The sequence below is a fragment of the Pseudogemmobacter sp. TB195 genome (genome assembly GCF_058313095.1).
Genome location: NZ_JBZEGG010000029.1, coordinates 56,915 through 78,902, shown reverse-complemented (window position 1 = coordinate 78,902; position 21,988 = coordinate 56,915). Strand labels below are relative to the sequence as shown.

The window sequence follows — 21,988 nt, the reverse complement described above, 5'->3', positions numbered from 1 at the left end:
AGACCTTCGTGCAAATGGACCACAGGCCGACAATGCACTAACATTCAAACCGGACCACTCAGTGGGGGCATTCCAGTGGCGGCAGATCCGTGCTGAGCGAAGTCCTGACGACTCGCGTTGCATTCGAGCGGCATTGGCTAATCGATCTAGGTATTCAAGCGTCTACGGCTGTTATTCTGCCGGCCCAAGGGGACAGCATGGAGCCAACCATCATGAACGGGTCCCCGATGCTCGTCGACACTTCCAAGACTGAAGTTCAGAACGGTTATATATATGTAATTGCTGTAGAAAGTGACCTTCTGGTCAAGCGCGTCAGGCGCCGTTTGGACGGGAGAATTGACCTTATTTCGGACAACCGGGCTTATGAAACCGAGACGCTGGACATCGCATCATTGCAGCAGTTGCGCGTAGTTGGGCGGGTTTACGCGGCCGTCAGCAAATTCTAAGGGGGTTACATGCCTTTACTGCGCTTGGTGGCAGGAGCAGCCTTCGCCTTAGCCGCAATCTTCGTTTTGGCGGCAGCCATCATGGAGAACCTGACCATAGCCCTAACCGCTCTTGCTCCAGCGATTTCTGGCGTGTTGTTCTTGGCACTCGACAGGATCGTGACAGCGCTCGAGGCGATACGCGAACAAATCGCGCCAAGCGTGCGCTTAGTAGCAGTCGAGCGTCAGCATCGCCCAACCGATGATGTGCTGGCAGAGGCTGCTGGCCGGTTGCAGAAGAGAGGCTTCGCCAACCGACACTCTAGGAGATCGTCATCGCGCAAAGCAAAGACGCAAGCAGAACAGGGTACGTCAGAAATCTGACTTGGTAGTCAGGCCTGGTGCCACGCTACCGAATAATGGCCTATTAGGTATCGTCGGAGTTTATCAGTTAATCTTCGCCATCCATTTCGCTCAATATGCCAATTTTATCAATTGGGTACGATAAGTCCGTCGCAGCGAACTCAAGTCAGTTGATACCATCGGAGTTGTGGTCGTTGATCTGCACCAAGCGACGCGCCACCCACCGGACCAGAACTGCGGAGCAGAAAAGCATCTAATATATTGAAATGGAAGTAAAAAGACTAAGTTGCACCCACCGTTCCGGGGTGTAGCGAACTCGCGTCGCCTTCATGGTTTTCGGTGACTGACAGCACTCGGTTCGTTCATCTCGCCAAACATCATAAAGGCAAGTTTTGCAGTGTTATCCGGTTGATAGGCGATGATATCCACCTGATCTGCCAGTGTTATGCTTGTGATGGCTGGATGTTATGCAAAACTGCCGAATTTCGTGCCTTCCAACATGGCTGTGCAAAAGTGTTTTCTTCCGGAAACCTTCATTCCCCGTTTTCTTACAATCACTTAGACGAGATTTCGTGGATATCTGTTTTGTGCAGAAGGTAAGACACCCCTACAAAGTTCAGATGCCGAGACCAATGCCGAAGCAGCGCTACGCCCCAATCCGCGCGGGGTTTCAGAGAAGACCCGGGATCAGTTCGACCAGCAGGTGCTGCACCGCGCTCATGCGCGGCTCGTCTCGCGCCGCACAGCGCCGGTCAACGAGATCCGCTGCTTCCTGATCGAGCAGGGTACTTGTGAGTGGCTTCCGAAGTCGTGCTGAACTATCGATTGTGAACAAGAGCCGGCAGATACATATGGGCAGACCCCAGCCGAGTTTGCCCAAACCTTCGCACTGCAACTGGCCCGATGGTGCAGCTATCGGCACGGCAATACCCTGGCGGAGGAAATTTTCTGTCGGTATCTTTACAGCGGACAGCAAGATAACTAGCATGCGCAGCGAGCGAGGCGGAATCCTGATTCTGCTGCGACAACTGCGTTGCACCGTTCAGTATCGAGCCAGGATCAGGACAAACGGGTCCGCAGATCTGGCTTCAAAATCAAAACTACTACACTGATCAGGACGTCTGGCACCATTTGCGTTGCTGTCTGTTGCTTGCGCAGCACCTGGCCTGTTGCCGGCCCTTCCCCCAACACCGGAGCTTCCATGTCCATGAACCGCCGTCAGGCGTTGGGCGCCTTTGGCGCTGCAACTGCCCTCAGCCTCACCTCGGCCCGTGCCTTTGCGCAGGAAGGGCCGATTACGGTATCCGCCCTTTACGACCAGTCGGGGGGGCTCGAATCCTACGGCCAGCCCATCGTTGACGCGCTGCGCTTTGCCGTAGATGAGCAGAATGCAAAGGGCGGGCTGCTGGGGCGTGAGGTGAAACTCAGCATCTATGATCCGCAGTCGAATATGCAGCTTTACGCGCAGTTCGCCCGTCAGGCGGCGCTGTCTGATAAACCGGCGGTGGTCTTTGCCGGTATCACCTCGGCCTCGCGCGAAGTGGTGCGCCCGATCATGCGGCAGTTCAACACGCTTTACTTTTACGCCAACCAGTATGAGGGCGGCGTCTGCGACCGCAACATGTTCGCAACCGGCGTGACCCCGGGTCAGACCGTTGAAAAGCTGGTCGACTATTCGGTCAAGAACAATGGCGGCAAGGTCTACATCGTCGCCGCCGATTACAATTATGGCCAGATCATCGCCGATTGGGTCAAGAAATACACCGCCGATCACGGTGGCGAGGTGCTGGGCGTCGAGTTCTTCCCGATGGATGTGACCGATTTCAAGACCTCGATCTCGAAGATCCAGGCGGCAAAACCCGATTATGTCTGGTCGGCACTGGTCGGCGGCGCGCATATCTCCTTCTATCGCCAGTGGAAGGCGGCGGGGATGCTGGGCAAGATCCCGATGTCCTCGACCACCTTCGCGGGCGGCAATGAGCATGTGATCCTGACGCCTGCGGAATCCGATGGTATCATGGTCTGCCAGAACTATCTGCAGGAGCTGGACAATCCGCTGAACCAGCAGTTCGTCGCTGATTTCCACGCGAAATTCGGCGCGGATTACCCCTATATCACCGAGCTGGGCATGGGCGCCTATCAGGGCTTCCGTCTCTGGGCGGCGGGCGTTGAAAAGGCGGGAACCACCGACCGGCTTTCGGTGATCGAGGCGCTGGAGACTGGCATTTCGCTGGATGCCCCCAGCGGGCGCGTCACCATCGATCCGAAAACCCATCACACCACGATGGATGTGCATATCGCGCGGGTCGAGAACGGTGGCCTGATCCCGGTCGAGACGTTTGAGCAGCAGCCTCCCGCTGACACCGCCCTAGTCTGCGACCTGATCGCAAACCCGGATGACAACCAGCAATACGTCATCGATTTCTAAGGAAAAAGCATGGATTTCGCGTCCGTCCTCGTGATCGAAATCCTGGGATCCATTGCCATTCTGGTGCTGATCAGCATCGGTCTGGCAGTGGTTTTCGGGATGATGAAGGTCATCAACATGGCCCATGGCGAGTTTCTTATGCTCGGCGGCTATGTGGCAATCTATGGCACCAACCATGCCGGTCTGAACTTCTGGATCAGCGCGCTGATCCTGGCCCCCCTTGTGGTGGGAATGGTCGGCCTGGCGCTGGAATGGCTGGTCATCCGACACCTTTACGGGCGGATGATTGATACCATGCTGGCAACCTGGGGGATCAGCCTTGCGCTGATCGGTGGCATGACCATGCTGGTGGGCAATACGACCACGGGGATTCCGACGCCGCTTCCAAGCGTCAGCATCGGCGACTACTCCGTCAGCGGCTATGTGATCTTTCTGATCGCGCTGGCGCTGGCGGTGTTCGCCGGGCTGTTTTGCCTGTTCAAACTGACAACCTTTGGCCTGCAGGCGCGGGCTACTACGCAAAATGCCGAAATGGTTGCAGCCCTTGGCGGCAAGCCGCGCCGGATCTATGCGCTGACCTTCGGCCTGGGGGCCGCGCTTGCGGGACTTGGCGGGGCCGCCCTTGCGCCGCTGACCGGGGTGATCCCGACCATCGGTGCTTCTTACATCGCAAAGTCGTTCATCACGGTGATTTCGGGCGGGGCGGCGGTGATCGCCGGCAACCTCTCGGCCTCGGTCCTCTTTGGGTCGGTGGGGCAGATCTTCACCTATGTCTTCACCCCGGTGATCGGTGAGGTCGCGCTTTTGCTTACTGCCATCGTGCTGATCCGCATCCTGCCGCAGGGCATCACCGGCCGCTTCTTCAGGAGGTCGATCTGATGACCCGCATCCTGCAACCCACGTTGCTTTTCGCGGCTCTGGTGCTTGGGCTTCTGGCCCCGGGCTGGCTGGAGCTCTTCACCATCTATGAATTCACCGCCTATCTCATCATGGCGGTGCTGGCACTGAGCCTTGCCTTTGTCTGGGGCAAAGGCGGGATCATGTGCCTCGGCCAGGCCGCCTTTTTCGGCCTGGGCGCCTATGCCTGGGCAGTGGGGGCGATTAATTTCGGCCCAGGCATAGCTGCGCTGGCCATTGCCGTGGCAGTGCCCGCGGCTTTCGCGGCGGTGCTTGGCTATTTCATGTTCTATGGCCGCATCAATGACATCTACATCGGGGTCATCACACTGGCGGTGACGCTGATCCTCTTCAACCTGATCAACTCTACCTCGGGGCCGCAATACCGCATCGGATCGGCGCTGCTGGGGGGCTTCAACGGCATGACCGGCATGCCGACGCTGGCCTGGCCGGGTGGGATGCCGCTGGATCCGGCCGAGATCTTCCGCCTGACGGTCATCGTGATCGTCGCGGCGATCGTCGCCATCGCGCTCTACCTGAAGACGACGCCCGGCAAGACCGCCATCGCCGTGCGCGAGAACGAGGTCCGGGCCGAGCTGCTGGGCTATAATGTGGCGCAATCGAAGCTGATCACCTTTACCCTCGGCGGGGCGCTGGCGGGGCTTGGGGGCTGTCTCTTCGCCAATTGGGGCGCTTTTGTCAGCCCGACCATCTTCAGCCTCGTGCAATCGGCGCAGATCATCATCTGGGTGATCGTGGGCGGGCGCGGCACGCTGATCGGGCCGATCCTGGGTTGTATCGCGCTGCAATGGGCCACGACGAAACTGGGCACCCAGCAGGTTGTGCAGGTCAATCTGGTGCTGGGCCTTGTGCTGACCTTCTTCGTCCTCCTGGTGCCGCAGGGGATCGTGCCGCTGATCACGGGCCTGTTCCGCCGCAAGCCCAAAGCCGAAACGGAGCAGAGCGCATGAGCGGCGAGATCATTCTTCAGGCCCGGGGCCTTGGCATCAGCTTTGGCGGTGTCGACGCGGTCAGGGCGGTGGATTTCGAGCTGCGCCAGGGCGAGCTGCGCTGCCTGATCGGGCCGAATGGTGCGGGCAAGACCACCTTCTTCCGGCTGCTCTCGGGCCAGTATGCGCCGACACGCGGCGCGGTGACGTTCAGGGAGAAGCCGCTGGCGGGGCTGAAACCCTGGCAGATCGCCCGGCTCGGGATCGGCATCAAAACCCAGGTGCCCAGCCTTTTCGAGGGGCTGAGCGTTCAGGAAAACATCGACATGGCGGCGCGTCGGCGGGTGCGGGGCAAGGCGGTTGCCCGGGTTGTGACCGATGTACTGGACCATATCGGCCTTGGCGATCTGCGCCATAGAGCCTGTGCCGAACTGGCGCATGGTCAGCGCCAATGGGTCGAACTGGGCCAGATGCTGGCGATGAAACCCGCCGTCGCGCTGCTTGATGAACCGGCGGCGGGCATGACCCATAGCGAGAGCCTGAAAACCGTCGAAATCATCCGCGACATCACGCAGCACAGCGCAGTGATCGTGGTCGAACATGACATGGATTTCATCCGCCTGATCGGCGAGCGCGTCACCGTATTCGAGCGCGGCGCAGTGATCGCCGAGGGCAGTTTCACCGAGATCTCAAAGGATCCGCAGGTGCGGGCCGCCTATCTTGGCCGCAAGGAGAGTGCCGATGCTTGAGGTAAGCGGTCTGAAATCGGGCTATGGCCGTGTGCCGGTGCTGCGGGGGGTCGATCTGACGCTCGCCCGTGGTGAATGTATCGGGCTTCTCGGTCGCAACGGCATGGGCAAAACCACGCTTTTGCGCGCCATCATGGGCGAATTGCCGAACTGGGCGGGCGAGATCCGCAAGGGGGGGCATAGGCTCACGGGCAAGCCGGTGCAGACGCGTGCCCGCGCCGGGATCGGCTATGTGCCGCAGGGAAAACAACTTTTCAAACTGCTCAGCGTTGAGGAAAACCTGCGCATGGGCTGTGTGAAGAAATTCCGCGCCGCCCGCGAGAGGATCGCCGAGGTGCTCGACCTGCTGCCGCGCCTCGCGCCGCTGCTGGAACGCCCTGCGGGCATGCTTTCGGGCGGCGAGCAGCAGCTTCTGGCGCTTGGCCGCTGCCTTTGCGGCGAGCCGGATCTGATCCTGCTGGATGAGCCGACCGAGGGCATCCAGCCCAATATCTGCGACGAGATCATCGATGTGCTGATCCGTCTGCGCAAAGAAAAGGACCTGTCGATCATTCTGGTCGAACAGGACATCGATTTCCTCTGGTCGATCTGTGACCGCGTTCTGGCGGTCGACAAGGGCAGCGTGTCGAAGACCATCGACCCGAAAGCCGCCGGATCGGAAGAGGAAGCCAGGGCATTTATCGGGATCGAGGGCTGAGACGTGACCATCCGCAAACCCAATTTCGACGATATGCTGGCCGCAGATCAGGATCTGGGCCTCGGGCTGAGCGAAGACGAGCTGACCACCGTCACCACCCTGATGGAGGCCGTGGCCGAAGATTACGCGATCGTCGATGCGCTGACCCCGGAACTGCCCGAACTGCGTTATCCGCGAACCCCCGGCCATTACCCCACGCCGGAAGAGAACCCCTATAACGCCTGGTATGTGAAAACCCGGGTCGAGGGGCGGCAGGGCGGCCCGCTTTCGGGGCTGCGCATGGCGCTGAAAGACAATGTCATGCTGGCGGGCGTGCCGATGATGAATGGCGCCTCGACCCTGCGCGGCTATGTGCCGGATGTGGACGCGACGCTTGTCACCCGGCTGCTGGATGCCGGCGCGGTGATCGAGGGCAAGGCGCAATGTGAATATTTCTGCGTCTCGGGCAGCAGCCATACCGGCGCGCAGGGCCCGGTGCGCAACCCCCATGACGAGACGCGCTCGGCGGGCGGGTCTTCCTCGGGCTGTTCGGCGCTGGTGGCTGCGGGCCTGGTCGATGCCGCTATCGGCACCGATCAGGGCGGATCCGTGCGGATCCCGGCGGCCTATGCCGGTTTTGTCGGCATGAAACCGACGCATGGGCTGGTGCCCTATACCGGGGTGATGCCGGTCGAGATGACGCTGGACCATGCGGGCGTGATGTCGGGAGATGTCGCGACCAATGCGCGGGTTCTGACCGCGATTGCCGGGGCGGACGGGCTTGATCCGCGCCAGCAGGCACTGCCTGCCGCCACGGATTACAGCGAAGGGCTTGCGGCGGGGGCCAAAGGCCTGCGTGTCGCAGTTATCCCCGAGGGCTTTGGCTGGCCGAATTCCGAACCCGATATCGACAGGACGGTCAGGGCGGGGGCAGAACGCCTTGCCAAGCTGGGCGCCACCGTCGACGAAGTCTCAATCCCGCTGCACCGCAAGGGCCATGCGATCTGGACACCGATTGCCACCGAAGGCACGGTCGCCCAGATGGAAGGGCTGAATTACGGCTCCAACTGGAAGGGGCTTTACGTCACCAGCCTGATGCGGGCGCAAAGCGACTGGCGCGATCATGCGGCGGATTTTCCCTATGATGTGAAATCGGTTCTGCTTGCGGCGCATTACTTCCGGGGTCAGTATCGGGGGCAGACATATGGCAAGGCACAGAACCTGGTCCGCCGTCTCAAGGCGGCCTATCTGGCGGTGCTTGCGGATTACGACATGCTTTTGATGCCGACCGTTCCTCTCAAGGCCCCGAAACTGCCCGAACCGGGATGCGGTCCGGCGGAATGGGTCGGACGCGCGCTGGAGATGAACGCAAATACCGCCCCGTTCAATGCCACCGGCCTGCCCGCGATCAGTCTGCCCTGCGGTCGGGCCGAAGGCCTGCCGGTCGGAATGATGCTGGTCGGGCGCGATCACGCCGAGGCGCTGCTTTACCGCGCGGCGGCGGCCTGGGAAGCGGCCTTCGACTGGAAGACGCTGTGATGCAACTTCTCAATACGCGGCGGGAAAGCTGGCCCGTCGGACTGCTCTTCTCAGAGACGAGCCAGACTTCGGCGGTCGAACACAGCCAGGCCTGTGCGACCTTGCTGGCGATTGACGAGGTGAATGCGGCGGGCGGCATCAACGGCCTGCCGCTGGAGCCCTGCCGGCTGCCGGTCGGGCCGCATCCGGATGATTATTGTCTCGCGGCGGAAAAGCTGGCCGATGACCATGGCGTGCGGGTGCTGTTCGGCACCCATATGTCCCATTCGCGCAAGGCCGTGCTGCCTGTCGTTGAAAGCCGCGAGGCGCTGCTGTTCTACCCGACGCTTTATGAAGGGTTCGAATTCTCGCGGAATTGCATCTATACCGGTGCCGCACCTAACCAGAACTCGGTCCCGCTGGCGCGGCATCTGCTGCGCCATCATGGCAGGCGGGTGTTCTTCATTGGCAATAACTACGTCTTTGCCCATGAATCCAACCGCATCATGCGCGATCTCTTTGAGCAGGCCGAGGGCCAGGTGGTGGGCGAGGTTTACCTGCCCTTTGGCGCTCCGGATGACGACCTGTCGGATGTGATCGCAAAGATTGAGGCCCTGCGCCCCGATGTGATCTACTCGACCGTGGTCGGCAGCGACACGATCCGGCTGCACCGGGCTTTTGCCGGAACCCGCAGCCGGGCAGGGGGAGCAGTGATCGCCAGCCTCGCGACCAACGAAGCGGATCTGGCACAGATGGACGCAGAGCTGTCCGAAGGCTTCCTTGCTGCGGCGCCCTGGTTTTCCACTTTGCAAAACCCGGAAAGCCAGGTCTTCCGCGCCGGGATGCAGGCCCGTTTTGGCGGGGATATTGCGCTGACCTCCGGGGCAGAAGCCGCGTATTTCCAGGTTCACCTCTTCGCACAGGCGGCGCGGCAGGCGGAGCTGCCTGCGCTGGATGCGGTGCTGGCCCGGCTGGCAGATGTGCGTTTTTCTGCGCCCGAAGGGGAGGTGCGTATCGATGCTGCGACCCATCACTGCTGGCTCTGGCCGCGGATCGGCAGGGTTAATGCCCAAAATGCCTTTGAGGTGATCGAAGATGCCACAGCCCCGGTAAAGCCCGAACCCTATATGGTCGAGCACAGCTTCGGGGGTGATCTGATCAGCCATGCCTAAGCCCAGCGGCCAGCCAAAGATCAGCGATCTGAAAGGCACCAGGGTTCTGGTGCTGCTGCCGCCCGGACGCGAGGCCGAGGCGCTGATGACCCACCTGATCCGCATTGGCTGCCTGCCGCGTCTTGACTGGCCGATCCCTGCGCGGCTGCCCGATGATATTGACGTGGCAATTGTCACTGTCGATTCCGATGCGCGCGCCGATGTCCGGGTTCTGATCACCAGCCTGACCGATCTGAGCCCGCCGATCATTGTGCTTGTCGGCTATGAGGATCCCTCGACGCTGCAACTGGTGCTGGAATTGCGGGCGGCTGCGGTGATCGAGCGCCCGGTAAAACCCTTTGGCCTTCTGACCAATCTGATGATCAGCCGTGACATCTGGAAACGCCGCCGGAAGAACCTGGAACGGATCGCAGCCGCCGAACAGCGCCAGGCCGCGCTTTCCGTTGTCGATATCGCCAAGACCCTGCTTTGCAGGGTCCGCAATATCGAAATGGCCCAGACCCACCGCTATCTGCAAAAGGCCGCGATGGATGGCCGCATCTCTATCGAAGCTGCGGCCGAGCGTGTCATTGCCGGGATCACCGCAGAGACACATGGCCAGGGCCCGCCGCACGATCCGCCGGACTGACCTCAGCCGGCTTACCACCCGATCCTGACCACTTTCGCAACGGGCTAATGGCTGCCCGTTGCTGCCCCCCTGTTTGCCCGAAGGACGCAAAATGCCAGTTCTGCAAGACCCCAGCCTGTTGAAATCCGCCTGTCTGATCAATGGGGAATGGGTCGGTGCGGCCTCTGCCGCGATGACTGTGGTGACAAACCCTGCCGATGGCAGCGAGGTCGGTCAGGTGCCGCAGATGGACCCGGCCGAAATCCCCGCGGTGATCGCCGCCGCCGAAGCCGCGCAGAAGCTCTGGGCGGCCCGCCCGGCGGCCGAGCGCAGCAGGATCCTGCGCCGCTGGTTCGAGCTGATGATGCAGCACCAGGATGATCTGGGCCGCATCATGACCGCCGAACAGGGTAAGCCGCTGGCCGAAGCCAAAGGCGAGATCGCCTATGCCGCCAGTTTTGTCGAATGGTTCGCTGAAGAGGCGAAGCGCGTCTACGGTGATACGATCCCGGCGCCGAAGGCAAATCAGCGCATCACCGTGCTGCGCCAGCCCATCGGTGTGACGGCGGCCATCACGCCCTGGAACTTCCCGGCGGCAATGATCACCCGCAAGGCGGCTCCCGCCCTGGCGGCGGGCTGCGCGATGATCCTGCGCCCTGCCGATCTGACACCGCTTTCGGCGCTGGCGCTTGGTGAGCTGGCACAGCGCGCCGGGGTGCCTGCGGGCGTGTTTCAGATCGTCACCGGCTCGGCCGCGAAAATCGGCAAAGTGCTGACCGACAGCGAAGTCGTGCGCAAGCTTTCCTTCACCGGCTCGACCGAGGTGGGGCGGCTTTTGATGGCGCAATGCGCACCGACCATAAAAAAACTGAGCCTCGAACTGGGCGGCAATGCCCCGTTCATCGTGTTCGATGACGCCGATCTGGACGCGGCGGTGGAAGGGGCGATGGTATCCAAGTTCCGCAATGCCGGTCAGACCTGCGTTTGTGCGAACCGTCTTCTGGTGCAGCGCGGCATCCATGATGCCTTTGTCGCGCGGCTGTCCGAACGGATTGCGGGCCTGAAGGTGGGCGACGGGATGCTGCCAGACACCGATGTCGGCCCGATGATCGAGGCAAAAGCCATCGATAAGGTCGAAAGCCATATCCGCGACGCGGTGGAAAAGGGCGCGGAACTCGTCACCGGCGGCCAGCGTCTCGGCGGGCTTTATCTGCAACCGGCCCTGCTGACCGGCGTGACGCCGGACATGGCGGTCGCCCGCGAAGAGACCTTCGGCCCGATGGCCCCGGTCTTTGTCTTTGACACTGAAGAAGACGCCATCGCCATGGCCAATGACACCATCTTCGGCCTTGCCGCCTATTTCTTCACCCGAGACCATGGCCGGGTCATCCGCGTCTCCGAAGCGCTGGAATATGGCATGGTCGGCCACAATACTGGCCTGATCTCGAACGAGGTCGCGCCCTTTGGCGGGGTCAAACAATCCGGCCTTGGCCGCGAGGGCTCGAAATACGGGATCGAGGATTATCTCGAGCTGAAATATCTCTGCAGCGCGTTCTGAGCTGACTGCCCCGGGGGCCAGATGCCCCCTTCCGCTTTCCTCAAGGGAAGGAACGAAAGATGACGGATCTGATCAAAGCCTTTTCATTTGATACCCCCGGCTCGACGCTGGTGGAATGGGGCGGTGCGGCCCGAATGGGTGAATTGCTGCAGGACTGGTTCCCCGCGCGCAAACTGCTGATCGTAACGGATAAATTCCTGCATGATGGCGGGCTGCTTGATGCGGCGAAGGCCTCGCTTTTGTCGCATGGCTTCACGGTTTCGGTGTTCGACGATGTGGTCGCCGATCCGCCCGAGGCGGTGCTGATGGCCTGTGTCGCGCAGGGACGGGCTGCGGGCGCGGATATCGTGATGGGGTTGGGCGGCGGCTCTTCGATGGATATCGCAAAGCTGGTGGCGGTTATGCTGGTCAGCGAACAGCCCCTGTCCGAGCTTTACGGTATCGGGAAAGTGACCGGCCAGCGCCTGCCGCTGGTGCAGGTGCCCACCACCGCCGGGACCGGGTCGGAAGTGACGAATATCACCATCCTCACCACCGGCGAGACGACCAAAATGGGCATCGTCTCGCAACAGCTTTATGCCGACCGGGTGCTGCTGGATGCCGCGCTGACCACGGGCCTGCCGCCGGTGCAGACCGCCGCGACCGGCATCGACGCGATGGTCCATGCGATTGAGGCCTATACCAGCCGACACAGGAAGAACCTTCTCTCTGACATCTTCGCGCGCGAAGCGCTGCGGCTTCTGGCCACTCATCTGGTCAATGCCTGCCAGAATGGCGATGACCGCGCCGCGCGCGAGGGGATGCTGATCGGCGCGAATTTCGCCGGCCAGGCCTTTTCCAACAGCCCCGTGGGCGCGGTCCATGCCCTGGCCTATCCGCTGGGCGGTCACTTCCACCTGCCGCATGGCCTGACCAATGCGCTGATGCTGGGACCGGTGCTGCGTTACAACATGGCCACCGCCGCGCCGCTTTATGCCGAGCTGGCGGATGTGGTGTCCGGCCCGTCCGGGGAGGGCGTGCAGGCCCGTGCCGCCGCCTTTGTCGACTTTATGGAGGATCTGATGGACCGCTCCGGCGCACCGCGCCGCCTGCGCGATGTCAGTGTGCCGGAAGACAGCCTGCCAATGCTTGCCAGGGACGCGATGCTGCAGACACGTTTGCTGCAGAATAATCCGGTCACCGTGGACGAGGAGGCCGCGCTGGCCCTTTACCGTCAGGCCTATTGAGCGCTGCTCTGGCGCGGCACCACAGCCCCTGTATTGCCCGGTAATGGGATATCAGGCGGATCGAGGAAAAGGAAAGGTCGTCGGGGCAGGAGCGAGGCAGAGCTAAGCCTGGTCGCTACCCTGCCGGGGCTTCTGTTCAGACCTGATCCGCGCAGCTTGCGCGGGTCATCCGGCGTTGTTGCAGAGTCCCCAACGAGCAGGATTCGCACGGCGAATCCATGGGTTTGGGAGGCTGGGATGACCAGGCCTGAACCCGCCCGCTGTCGCACGACGAACTGGAAGTCATAAAACGCTGCATTGAAGCGACGTGGCTCTCCGCTGATCTGGCTGGACAAGTATATGATCGGGCGCGCGCTCCAGGCCGGTCGCGCTGGCTGCCCTCCGGTCTTCAGCGATGCGGCGATTCAGTTCTGCCTCATGGTAATAAAGGTCCTGTTTGGGCTGCGACTACGGCAAATGACGGGGATGGTGGCGAGCATTCTGTCGATGGCCGACCTCGACTGACCGGTGCCGTACTTTTCCACCCTGAGCCGCGGGCAAAAGCGGATCACGGTGCAGATAGCGAACCGCCGTGCGCCTGGCCCTCTGAACCTGCTTGTCGACAGCACAGGGTTCAAGTTTCTGGGCGACGGAGAATGGTTGGTGCGCAAGCATGGCACACAACGCCGACGCCAATTTCGCAAGGTCCATCTGGCGATGGATACGGCCACCGGCGACATCCGCGCCGTGGAGTTCGCCTCACGCGACAGCAGTGACAGGCCCGTTCTGCTACACCTGCTGGACCAGATCCCGCCCGATGAGCAGATCGGCACCGTGACCAGAGACGGAGCCTTCGACACCCGCCGCTGTCACACCGCGATCCTGGAGCGCGGCGGGAGCGCAGTCACACCCATCCGCAAGAACGGGCGACGATAGCGGGAGGACTGCCCCGCCGCCGCCGCTCGCAACGAGATCCTCCGCGCGACCCAACGCCTGGGTCGAACCATCTGGAAGCGCCGGACCAGATATCACGCTCGAAGTCGGGTCGAGGCGAGGATGAGATGCTTGAAAGCTTTCGGCGAGCGCATCGCATCACGCGACGCCGACCGTCAAACCGCCGAAATCCACATCTTCATCGCACTCACGAACCGCTTCAATGCGCTCGGCACCGCCGAAATCGAACGCGTGGTATGAGACACCGGGGAAAGGGCGCTGCTCGCTCAGAAGCTGACTTTTGCAACAGCGCCCGATGAAGCCGCCATACTTGGAACGCCACTTGTAGAAGCTTGCCGTGCTGATCCCATGCTCACGGCAAAGTTCAGGCACGGCCACACCGCTCTCGGCCTGGCGCTGCACAGCCATGATCTGCGGTTCCGTGAAACGGCTCTTTCTCATTCGAATCTCCTCAGCTCACGGCTCACGGCTCACGGCTCACGGCTCACGGCTCACGAGAAAACTCTACTGCCGCATCCCATTAACCAAGGGGAGGATTACCAGGGCACTGGAATACGCGGCACCGCTGCAGCCGTAGATCCCGTCGTAATCCAGCTGACCCACACGTTCGCGCCCCGGGAAGGAATTGTGATCCGTCACCCCATGGCAGATCTCGGCCAGGAGCAGCGCCGGATGGTGCCAGACCGCCGTGAAATCCAGATCATCGGGGGCAAGCTGCGCCGGATCAGGGGCCGGCAACCGCCCCCCCGGGGCCCCGGATCCCGCCAGGCACAGGTGGCAAATCGCGGTTGCGACGGACAAGCCGGGCCGGGGCCGCAAGGCCAGCGACAAGCAAGCCGGGCCGGATGTCCGCCCATGCCGCGTCACTCGCCGCCCGGGCCTCGGGCCAGTCATACATGCCGAAAGAGACCACAAGGCTCATGGCGCGTCCCCTTCCCCGTCCCGGTTTCGACGCCAGCGCGGATGCGGAACCGGCTCTTTCACTTTCCAGGCGAAGCGCCGCAGGATGCTGAAATAGCTGGGAAACACATAGCCCCCATTCAGCCGCGCCCAGTCGCCGCGCGCTGCGCGATAGGTGGCGGGCAGCCGATACCAAGGCACACGCGGCAACTTGTGATGCACAAAATGCAGGTTGTTATAAAGAAACAGCGGCGCCAGAATGGAGCGCTCGACGATGATTGTGCGGCCGTTCGGATCTTCGGCCCATTGATGTTCGCAATAGGTGCGGATTGCCAGAAGGCCCAGCCCGATCCAGCCCGGGACCAGCACATAAAGCCAGACCGGGATCCCCATGCCGAACTGGATGAAGGCCAGCACCGGCACGAGGCCTGCAAGATGATGCGCCCAGGCGTTCCGGGTCCTGGAATCCCCTGCCGCGACACGGTGCATCTCGGCCAGGGTAAAGCCGGTCACCGCAAACCAGGGGCCGATCACCACCCGCCCGATCAGCGTATTATTCGCGATCCGCGCCGCCCGAAGGATGCGCGGCATCCCGAGCCAGTCGAACAGCGCGATGTAATAGCTTTCGGGATCATCATGCGGGTCGGTCAGGCGCTCGTCATTATGATGCTGCAGATGGGTCAGCTTATAACTGCGATAGGGGTAGAAGATGCCGATCGGCAGCCAGACCAGCGCCTCGTTGAGCCGCACATTTCTGGTCGGATGGCCATGCAGCACCTCATGCTGCAAAGAGGAATGCAATGCGACAGTGACCCCGATGACAATCAGCGCCAGCCAGGGGGAAAGCGGATAAAGCCAGAACCCGGCCCAGAGCCAAAGCCCATAGCACAAAGCCAGCAAGCCCCATGTTGGCCATTCGATCCGCGGCGGCACCAGGCCTTCGCGCGGCAGATCAGGCAATGTGGTCATGAGGCCTCTCAGTCATCGAATGCGCCAAGCCCTTCGGCGATGAGGTTGGTGGAGATCACCAGCGACACAATCGCGAGGGCGGGGAAGGTCGCCACCCACCAGATGCCTGCCGTCAGGAGCCCATAGGATTCGGCCACCGCAAGCCCCCAGTCGGTTGAGGGGGGTTGCAGGCCGAGGCCCAGAAAGCTCAGCGTCGAAATGGTGAAAAACGCATAACCAAGACGCGTCATCGCCTCGATCAGCACAACCTGGCGGATATTGGGCAATATCTCGCGAAACATCACGCCAAAGGCGGATTCGCCGCAGATCCGAGCGGAGATCGCATAGTCTTTGGCCGCCTCGACGCGGACCGCGGCTCGAATGGTGCGCGCGACAAGTGGCGTATAGATCACGATGATCACCAGCGTCACCGTCAGCGGCGAGCCGCCCAGCGTGGTCAGAACCAGCATGGCGGTCACGATCAGCGGCATCGCGAGTAGTGTATCAAGGATCCGGCTGAACACCACATCGGCCCAGCCCCCGAGATAGCCAAGGACCAGCCCGAGGATCACCCCGAGTGCCACTCCGGCCAGAGTTGCGGGCGGCGCGGTGGTCAGGATCGGGCGCGCGCCGGTCAACACGCGCGAGAACACATCGCGGCCCAGCATATCGGTGCCGAACCAGAACTCAGCCGAGGGGGGCTCCATCGTGCGCAGGATATTGTCGGCATAGGCATCCTGCGGCGCGATCACGCCGGCAAAGAACGCGCAAAACAGCCAGAACGCGAGGATCACGAGGCCGATGATCAAAGGGGCGCGCGAGGCGCGGGAGTTTGTCATCCGCCGGGCCTTTCGCGCTGACGCGGATCAAGGATCAGTTGCAGCAGATCCCCAAGCAATGTGACCACGGCATAAATCACGACCATGGTCAGCACGCCCGCCTGCAAAGTCGGATAATCGCGGCCCTTAGCCGCCTGTGCCACCAATGCGCCCAGCCCCTGGATGTTGAAAAGCGCCTCGATCACCACGATCCCGCCAAGCAGGTTCGAGATCTGCGTTGCCAGAACCGCAACCGTCGGCGCCAGTGCATTGGGCAGGATATGGCACAAAAGCACGATGCGGAATGGCAGGCCCTTCAGGATCGCGGTTCGGGTGAAATCGGCCTCGCTGGCACGGATCACGCCGGCGCGAACGATGCGGGCGATATAGCCGAAGAGGTTGATCACCAGGGGCAGCGCGGGCAGGATCAGATGGCGCAGCGTCTCGGCCGCGCCCGCGCCATCGGGCGGGCCGGAGACCGGCAGCCAGCCAAGCCAGACGCTGAACAGGATCACCAGAAGCAATGCGGTGACGAAATCCGGCACTGTTGCAAGCGAGATGCCGGTCAGGAGGATCACCCGGTCAACCAGCTTTCCTTTGCGCAGCCCCGCCCATATCCCCGCAGCCATGGCCAGCGGCACCAGCAGCCCGACCACCACCAGCGCCAATTGCGCCGATTGCGCCATCGCCGCCCAAAGCTTCGGCGCCACCGGCTGGCCATGCGAAAGCGAGACGCCGAGCGACCCGTTGAACACCCCGCCGAGCCAGCGCAGATACTGCAGATGCGCCGGCTGATCGGTGCCCAGCTTTGCATTCAGCGCCGCCACAGCCTCGGGCGCGGCGAAAGGCCCCAGCACAGCCCGACCGATATCGCCAGGCAAAAGCTGGCAGGCCGCAAAAACCAGCAGGCTTGCGAGGAACAGGGTCACAAGGGTCGTGGTCAGCCTGCGCAGCAGGAATGTCCGAAGCAGCATTTACCGAAAACACCAGCGGTGGGGGGCCGGAGCCCCCGTACCGTCAGGCCACCCAGGCGCGCGCGAGCAGCAGATGCGAGATTGCCGTAAAGCGCACCCCCTCTACACGGCGGCTGGAGAAGCGGATGAACTTATTGAAATAGGTGATGATTGTCGGAGTTTCCTCCAGCAGGAGCCGCTGGATCTTACCTGCCGCTTCGCGCTGTGCCGCAAGATCGCGCGCTTTTGCGTAATCGACCAGCAGCGCGTCATATTCGGCGCTTTTGAACTGCGCCGAATTCCACGCCCCGTCACTGCGCAGAGTTGCGTTCAGGATGAGATCCGGCGTGCCGCGATGGCCATAATCGGTGATGCCGAGCGTCGAATCCAGCCAGGGCGATTCCCCGAATACCGCCTTGCCATAATAGGCATCCTGCGGGATCAGGTTCAGCTCGATCTCGATCCCCGCCTCTTTCAGCTGATTTTGCAGCAGGACGGAATATTCCGGGATCGAATAGGCGCGTTCCGTGGTCAGCGTCACCTTGAATCCATTGGGCACACCCGCCTCACCCAAAAGCCGCCTTGCCTCGGCCAGATCGCGGTTCCTTTGCGGCACGCCGGGGTCGCTGGAGGCATAGATCGGCGCGAAGATGGAATCGTTTCCCTTGATCGCGCGGCCTTTGTAAAGCCCATCCACCACCGCATCACGGTCGATGGCCAGGGCAAAGGCCCGGCGGATGCGGGCATCTTTGAATTCAGCACTGTCGGTGCGCAGGTGGATCGTATCATTGCGGGTGCTGTCAACCGCAAGCACCCTGAGCGCCGGATCCTGCTCGACGGTCGAGGTCAGGCTGTTGACCTCGGGGATAACATCAACCTCGCCCGATTTCAGCGCGAGGAACTGCGCCTGCTGGTCATCGTAAAAGCGGATTTCGACCCGGTCAGGCAGCGCTTTCTCGCCCCAGTACTCTTCATTGCGGACAAAGCTGATGCCCCGCTGCGGCTGATAGCTGTCAAAGCGGAACGGGCCGGTGCCGATGAAGCTTTGCTCGTAGTCGCCGGTATGATCGGCGGGCAGGATGATGGTCGCCACCACGCTGGAAGAAACGTAATAGGGGAAATTTGCATTGGGCACGTCGGGGCGGAACACCACCGTCAGCGGATCCTTCGCCGAAGTAGCCCCTTTGGACAGGAGCCCCCGGAAGGCCGAGAGTGCCGAAGAGCCGCTTTCCGGGTCCGCCAGCCGCTCGAACGTCGCGATGACATCGGCCGAGGTCACATCGCGCCCGTCATGGAATTTCACGCCCGGGCGCAAATTGAATACCCATTCGGAAAGGTCCTCATTTGCTTCCCAGGACAAAGCCAGCTGCGGAACGAGACCGTTTTCCGCGTCATCCAGGATCAGATATTCGCCGACCTGGCTCAGCACCCCGATCGAGGAACTGTCGGTCAGCAAGACCGGGTTGAACGACGCCGTCGGCTGGCCAAGGCCCACGCGAATGGTACCACCGGGCTTGCCCTCGGCCCGTGCCGGGACAGTGCTGCCGAGCAGGCCAGTCACGCCAAGGGCCGACCCTATCCCGAGCGCGCCCGCGTATTTCAGCAGGTTGCGGCGGTCGAGATAACCCTTTGCATGTTCGTCCAGCGCGACGTTCCAAAGATCGGCGCGGGTATCGCGACCGAATGCGTCACGCAGGCGCGCGAGCAGCGGGGCAGGGAGGCGGGTATTGCGGGTCATTGTGGCTACCTTTGTGAAGAGGGTCAGCGCGCAGTTGCGCGAAAACGGTTTTCGGCATGGGCGAGACCAAGGCGGTCGCGGAAGGTGCCCGGCCCATATTCAGTTTGAAACAGGCCACGGCGTTGCAGTTCGGGTACCACGAGCCGGGTGAAATCGGTCCAGTCACCGGGCAGATGCGGGAACATCAGATTGAACCCGTCTACCGCGCCCGAGGAAAACCAGGCCTCAATCTCATCGGCGATCTGGACGGGAGTGCCGCCAACGAAGTGCATCTCGCCACCAGCGGACATCAGCCGTGCGATCTCGATCACGCTCAGGCCTTTCTGCGCATGGTGGCGCACCCGCTCCAGTGTGGTCTGGACGCCTTTATAGCCGTCGGCGGCGGGCAGGTCGGGCAATGGGCCATGGGGATCGACACCACTCAGATCCAGCCCCGACCAGGTGGACAGAAGATCAATCGACAACCTGTCGGGCTGAAGCGCCTGCAGCGCTGCGAATTTCTCACGCGCCTCTTCCTGGCTGGCGGCAACCACCGGCTGGATACCGTGCAGGATCTTCAGGCTTTCCGGCGCGCGGCCCCGCGCAGCCAGCCTTGCGTTGATATCGGCACGATATGCCAGTCCCTCTTCGATGGTGCGCAGCGAGACGAATTGCACATCCACATGTTGCGCTACGAAATTCTTGCCATCCTCAGAGGATCCGGCCTGAAACACCGGCAAATGGCCCTGCGGCGGGCGCGGCACGTTCAGCGGCCCGCGCACCCGGAAGAATTCGCCCTCGTGGCGCAACTCATGCACCTTTGCGGGATCGGCTATCTCGCCCCTTTCGCGATCGAATAACTGGGCGTCATCTTCCCAGCTGTCCCACAGATCACGCAGAACGCGCACAAATTCTTCGGCGCGACGATAGCGGTCTGCGTGGCGAAACACATCCGCGTGGCCGTAATTCTGGGCCTCGCTCACCATGGCCGAGGTCACGATATTGATCGCCGCCCGCCCGCCGCTGATATGATCCCAGGACGCGAACTGCCGCGCAAGATTATAGGGTTCGGAATAGGAGGAAGAAGCTGTCGAGACGAGGCCGATCTCATTAGTCAGCGCCGACAGCGCAGTCAGAAGCGTGATCGGCTCCAGCCGGGTATTGGCGTAATGGTGGAGCGAGGATTTCGCCTCGGTCCAGACCGCGAGGTGATCGGCCACGAAGATGAAATCAAGCTTCGCGGCCTCGGCCTCACGCGCGAGACCGGCGTAATATTCCAGCCCGTAGACCTCGGCTGATGGCGCATCGGCATGGCGCCAGGAAATCCGGTGATTGCCCTGCGGATTGTAGAAAAAGCCAGCAAGGAGAAGTCTTCGGGACAAGATCAAAGCTTTCGATTGAGTATTTTCTCAGTCTGGGTTTTAATCACGACTGAACTTGTAGTCTATTCTCTGTCTCGGCAGGAAAAGGGAAAGCGATGCGTGTGTCCGTGCTGGAAAGGGAAATTTCTTCTGCTTCGGTGGAATCATTTGCCGCCCAGGGCCGGACTGCGCCGGGCCCGGAGACGGGGCCAGTGTTGGAGGTGTGCGGGCTTTCGGTCAGCTATCCGACCGTGTCCGGCTTTGTCGCTGCGCTGAAAGACATTTCGTTCAGCCTCGCCGCCGGAGAGACGCTGGCGCTGGTCGGGGAATCAGGCAGTGGAAAAAGCACGGCGGCTCTGGCGGTGCTGGACTACCTGCCCCATGGTGCGCGGCGCGAGGCGCGGGGCCTGCACCTGATGGGGCAGGATCTGATGGCGCTGCGCCCATCCGCGCTCAGGGCGTTGCGGGGCAGGCGGATCACGGCGGTCAGCCAGCATCCCGGCACATCCCTGAACCCCGCAATGACCATTGGCGCGCAGCTGACGGAGGTTTCGCGCCATGTGCTGGGTCTCTCCCGCGCCGCCTCGCATGCGCGCGCTCTGGCACTGCTGGGAGAGGTGCAGATCCGCAACCCCGGCCAGGTGGCAGGGCTTTACCCGCATCAGCTTTCGGGGGGCATGCAGCAGCGGGTTGCCATCGCTATCGCGCTGGCGCCTGAGCCTGACCTGATCGTGCTCGACGAGCCGACCACCGCACTGGATGCCACGGTGCAGCGCGAGATCCTTGAGCTGCTGGCCGATCTGCAACAGCGGCGCGGCACCGCCTATCTGCTGATCAGCCACGATCTTCGCCTCGTCAGCGGCTTTGCCGACCGGATTGCGGTGATGCGCGGGGGCGAGATCCTCGAAACCGGCAGCGTCCTGCACCTGACCGGCAGCCCCGCGCATGACTATACCCGCCATCTTCTGGCCAGTGCGCTGGTTCCGGCTTCATGCAGGCAGACGGCCGCGGTTGCCACCCCCCCGCTTTTGCGCATCAGCGGCCTTGGGCACAGCTTCCGCAACGCCAGCACATCCGTGTTGCAAGAGATCAGCTTTGACATCGCGCCGGGGCGCTGCCTGGGGCTGATCGGCGAATCCGGCTCTGGGAAGTCGACGATCGGCAAGCTGATTTGCGGCATACATGATCTGCAAGACGGCCGGATCGAGATGGCGGGAAGCGATCTTCCCGCAGCGGGGGACGCCCGCAGCCTCGCACAGCGCAACCTTGTGCGCATGGTCTTCCAGTCCCCCGATGCGACGCTGAACCCGGCGCATCGGGTCGGGGATATCCTGAAACGGGCAGCGCATCTGGCCGGTTCTCCCGATCCCGGGGGGCGGATGCGAGAGCTGTTTGATCTCGTCAGGTTGCCGCCCGAGCTGGCATCGCGCTTTCCGGCGGGGCTTTCGGGCGGACAAAAGCAGCGTGTGGCGATTGCCCGCGCCTTCGCCTCCTCGCCAAAGCTCGTCGTACTTGACGAGCCGACCTCCGCGCTGGATGCCACGGTGCAAAAAGAAGTGCTGAGCCTTTTACAAGAGTTGCAGCACCGGGAACAGGTGGCCTTTCTGCTGATCACTCATGATCTGAGCATCCTGCCCGGGATGGCCGATGACCTGGTCGTTCTCAAAGACGGCAGGATCGTCGAAAAGGGGCCACAGGACCAGGTGCTGAACGCGCCGCGCCATGCCTATACGCGCGCGCTGATCGAAGCTGTCAATTCGGTTGTCTGAGATGACACACCATTCTCGTC

At 62.1% G+C, this 21,988-nt stretch carries 20 protein-coding genes and 3 pseudogenes; 15 read left to right on the top strand and 8 right to left on the bottom strand.

What is annotated here, in order from left to right:
• Nucleotides 1-89: 89 nt before the first annotated feature.
• The 14 genes and pseudogenes from AC4FS3_RS24020 to AC4FS3_RS23955 all read left to right on the top strand — a co-directional run bounded on the left by AC4FS3_RS24020 (nt 90) and on the right by AC4FS3_RS23955 (nt 13,742).
• Complete coding sequence (locus tag AC4FS3_RS24020) at nt 90-446, top strand: S24 family peptidase (RefSeq protein WP_491022604.1); 357 nt, start codon at nt 90-92, stop codon at nt 444-446.
• 9 nt (nt 447-455) lie between these two features.
• On the top strand, nt 456-809 hold the full coding sequence (locus AC4FS3_RS24015; protein ID WP_491022603.1) for a hypothetical protein: 354 nt from the start codon (nt 456-458) through the stop codon (nt 807-809).
• A gap of 595 nt (nt 810-1,404) precedes the next feature.
• Nucleotides 1,405-1,575 (top strand): annotated as a pseudogene (locus AC4FS3_RS24010) (IS110 family transposase); the annotation flags it as partial.
• A gap of 414 nt (nt 1,576-1,989) precedes the next feature.
• The gene (locus AC4FS3_RS24005) at nt 1,990-3,216 is read left to right on the top strand and encodes an urea ABC transporter substrate-binding protein (protein ID WP_491022602.1); all 1,227 of its coding nucleotides are present in this window, start codon (nt 1,990-1,992) and stop codon (nt 3,214-3,216) included.
• Between the two features lie 9 nt (nt 3,217-3,225).
• Complete coding sequence (locus AC4FS3_RS24000) at nt 3,226-4,095, top strand: branched-chain amino acid ABC transporter permease (RefSeq protein WP_491022601.1); 870 nt, start codon at nt 3,226-3,228, stop codon at nt 4,093-4,095.
• Nucleotides 4,095-5,084 (top strand): ABC transporter permease subunit, encoded by a 990-nt coding sequence (locus AC4FS3_RS23995; protein WP_491022600.1) that lies wholly within the window; start codon nt 4,095-4,097, stop codon nt 5,082-5,084. Before AC4FS3_RS24000 ends, AC4FS3_RS23995 begins: the two co-directional genes overlap by 1 nt.
• Nucleotides 5,081-5,812, top strand: a complete 732-nt coding sequence (locus AC4FS3_RS23990; protein WP_491022599.1) for an ATP-binding cassette domain-containing protein — start codon at nt 5,081-5,083, stop codon at nt 5,810-5,812. Before AC4FS3_RS23995 ends, AC4FS3_RS23990 begins: the two co-directional genes overlap by 4 nt.
• The gene (locus tag AC4FS3_RS23985; RefSeq protein ID WP_491022598.1) at nt 5,805-6,509 is read left to right on the top strand and encodes an ABC transporter ATP-binding protein; all 705 of its coding nucleotides are present in this window, start codon (nt 5,805-5,807) and stop codon (nt 6,507-6,509) included. Before AC4FS3_RS23990 ends, AC4FS3_RS23985 begins: the two co-directional genes overlap by 8 nt.
• 3 nt (nt 6,510-6,512) lie before the next feature.
• Complete coding sequence (locus AC4FS3_RS23980) at nt 6,513-8,027, top strand: amidase (RefSeq protein ID WP_491022597.1); 1,515 nt, start codon at nt 6,513-6,515, stop codon at nt 8,025-8,027.
• The gene (locus tag AC4FS3_RS23975) at nt 8,027-9,178 is read left to right on the top strand and encodes a transporter substrate-binding domain-containing protein (protein WP_491022596.1); all 1,152 of its coding nucleotides are present in this window, start codon (nt 8,027-8,029) and stop codon (nt 9,176-9,178) included. Before AC4FS3_RS23980 ends, AC4FS3_RS23975 begins: the two co-directional genes overlap by 1 nt.
• Nucleotides 9,171-9,806 (top strand): ANTAR domain-containing response regulator, encoded by a 636-nt coding sequence (locus AC4FS3_RS23970; RefSeq protein ID WP_491022595.1) that lies wholly within the window; start codon nt 9,171-9,173, stop codon nt 9,804-9,806. The genes AC4FS3_RS23975 and AC4FS3_RS23970 overlap by 8 nt, the downstream gene beginning before the upstream one ends.
• Nucleotides 9,807-9,897: 91 nt before the next feature.
• Nucleotides 9,898-11,343 carry an NAD-dependent succinate-semialdehyde dehydrogenase gene (locus AC4FS3_RS23965; protein WP_491022594.1) on the top strand — a complete coding sequence of 482 codons (1,446 nt, stop codon included), beginning with the start codon at nt 9,898-9,900 and terminating at the stop codon, nt 11,341-11,343.
• Between the two features lie 59 nt (nt 11,344-11,402).
• Nucleotides 11,403-12,569: an iron-containing alcohol dehydrogenase gene (locus tag AC4FS3_RS23960; protein ID WP_491022593.1), complete on the top strand. Its 1,167-nt coding sequence runs from the start codon at nt 11,403-11,405 to the stop codon at nt 12,567-12,569.
• Nucleotides 12,570-12,866: 297 nt separating this feature from the next.
• A pseudogene (locus AC4FS3_RS23955) lies at nt 12,867-13,742 on the top strand (IS5 family transposase).
• A 60-nt stretch (nt 13,743-13,802) separates the two neighbouring features.
• On the opposite strand, the pseudogene tnpA reads toward AC4FS3_RS23955, so the two are convergent.
• The 8 genes and pseudogenes from tnpA to AC4FS3_RS23915 all read right to left on the bottom strand — a co-directional run.
• Nucleotides 13,803-13,943, bottom strand: a pseudogene (gene tnpA, locus AC4FS3_RS23950) (IS66 family insertion sequence element accessory protein TnpA); the annotation flags it as partial.
• Between the two features lie 63 nt (nt 13,944-14,006).
• Nucleotides 14,007-14,240, bottom strand: coding sequence for a hypothetical protein (locus tag AC4FS3_RS23945; protein ID WP_491022592.1), 234 nt, complete (start codon nt 14,238-14,240; stop codon nt 14,007-14,009).
• On the bottom strand, nt 14,227-14,424 hold the full coding sequence (locus AC4FS3_RS23940) for a hypothetical protein (protein WP_491022591.1): 198 nt from the start codon (nt 14,422-14,424) through the stop codon (nt 14,227-14,229). Before AC4FS3_RS23940 ends, AC4FS3_RS23945 begins: the two co-directional genes overlap by 14 nt.
• The gene (locus AC4FS3_RS23935) at nt 14,421-15,371 is read right to left on the bottom strand and encodes a fatty acid desaturase (protein ID WP_491022590.1); all 951 of its coding nucleotides are present in this window, start codon (nt 15,369-15,371) and stop codon (nt 14,421-14,423) included. Before AC4FS3_RS23935 ends, AC4FS3_RS23940 begins: the two co-directional genes overlap by 4 nt.
• 8 nt (nt 15,372-15,379) lie before the next feature.
• Entirely contained in the window at nt 15,380-16,189 is an 810-nt protein-coding gene (locus tag AC4FS3_RS23930; protein ID WP_491022589.1) for an ABC transporter permease, read from the bottom strand.
• Nucleotides 16,186-17,142, bottom strand: a complete 957-nt coding sequence (locus AC4FS3_RS23925; protein ID WP_491022588.1) for an ABC transporter permease — start codon at nt 17,140-17,142, stop codon at nt 16,186-16,188. Before AC4FS3_RS23925 ends, AC4FS3_RS23930 begins: the two co-directional genes overlap by 4 nt.
• A 43-nt stretch (nt 17,143-17,185) precedes the next feature.
• Nucleotides 17,186-18,859 (bottom strand): ABC transporter substrate-binding protein, encoded by a 1,674-nt coding sequence (locus AC4FS3_RS23920; protein ID WP_491022587.1) that lies wholly within the window; start codon nt 18,857-18,859, stop codon nt 17,186-17,188.
• Between the two features lie 23 nt (nt 18,860-18,882).
• The gene (locus AC4FS3_RS23915) at nt 18,883-20,220 is read right to left on the bottom strand and encodes an LLM class flavin-dependent oxidoreductase (protein ID WP_491022586.1); all 1,338 of its coding nucleotides are present in this window, start codon (nt 20,218-20,220) and stop codon (nt 18,883-18,885) included.
• A gap of 191 nt (nt 20,221-20,411) precedes the next feature.
• On the opposite strand from AC4FS3_RS23915, the gene nikE reads away from it, so the two are divergent.
• Nucleotides 20,412-21,968, top strand: coding sequence for a nickel ABC transporter ATP-binding protein NikE (gene nikE / locus AC4FS3_RS23910; protein ID WP_491022585.1), 1,557 nt, complete (start codon nt 20,412-20,414; stop codon nt 21,966-21,968).
• Nucleotides 21,969-21,988: the final 20 nt, after the last annotated feature.

Coding starts and splice junctions, on each gene's coding strand:
- AC4FS3_RS23940 (WP_491022591.1), bottom strand. CDS start 14,424: ATGAGCCTTGTGGTCTCTTTCGGCATGTATGACTGGCCCGAGGCCCGG.
- AC4FS3_RS24005 (WP_491022602.1), top strand. CDS start 1,990: ATGTCCATGAACCGCCGTCAGGCGTTGGGCGCCTTTGGCGCTGCAACT.
- AC4FS3_RS24000 (WP_491022601.1), top strand. CDS start 3,226: ATGGATTTCGCGTCCGTCCTCGTGATCGAAATCCTGGGATCCATTGCC.
- AC4FS3_RS23995 (WP_491022600.1), top strand. CDS start 4,095: ATGACCCGCATCCTGCAACCCACGTTGCTTTTCGCGGCTCTGGTGCTT.
- AC4FS3_RS23935 (WP_491022590.1), bottom strand. CDS start 15,371: ATGACCACATTGCCTGATCTGCCGCGCGAAGGCCTGGTGCCGCCGCGG.
- AC4FS3_RS23925 (WP_491022588.1), bottom strand. CDS start 17,142: ATGCTGCTTCGGACATTCCTGCTGCGCAGGCTGACCACGACCCTTGTG.
- AC4FS3_RS23975 (WP_491022596.1), top strand. CDS start 8,027: ATGCAACTTCTCAATACGCGGCGGGAAAGCTGGCCCGTCGGACTGCTC.
- AC4FS3_RS24015 (WP_491022603.1), top strand. CDS start 456: ATGCCTTTACTGCGCTTGGTGGCAGGAGCAGCCTTCGCCTTAGCCGCA.
- AC4FS3_RS23960 (WP_491022593.1), top strand. CDS start 11,403: ATGACGGATCTGATCAAAGCCTTTTCATTTGATACCCCCGGCTCGACG.
- AC4FS3_RS23970 (WP_491022595.1), top strand. CDS start 9,171: ATGCCTAAGCCCAGCGGCCAGCCAAAGATCAGCGATCTGAAAGGCACC.
- AC4FS3_RS23985 (WP_491022598.1), top strand. CDS start 5,805: ATGCTTGAGGTAAGCGGTCTGAAATCGGGCTATGGCCGTGTGCCGGTG.
- AC4FS3_RS23965 (WP_491022594.1), top strand. CDS start 9,898: ATGCCAGTTCTGCAAGACCCCAGCCTGTTGAAATCCGCCTGTCTGATC.
- AC4FS3_RS23920 (WP_491022587.1), bottom strand. CDS start 18,859: ATGACCCGCAATACCCGCCTCCCTGCCCCGCTGCTCGCGCGCCTGCGT.
- AC4FS3_RS23930 (WP_491022589.1), bottom strand. CDS start 16,189: ATGACAAACTCCCGCGCCTCGCGCGCCCCTTTGATCATCGGCCTCGTG.
- AC4FS3_RS23990 (WP_491022599.1), top strand. CDS start 5,081: ATGAGCGGCGAGATCATTCTTCAGGCCCGGGGCCTTGGCATCAGCTTT.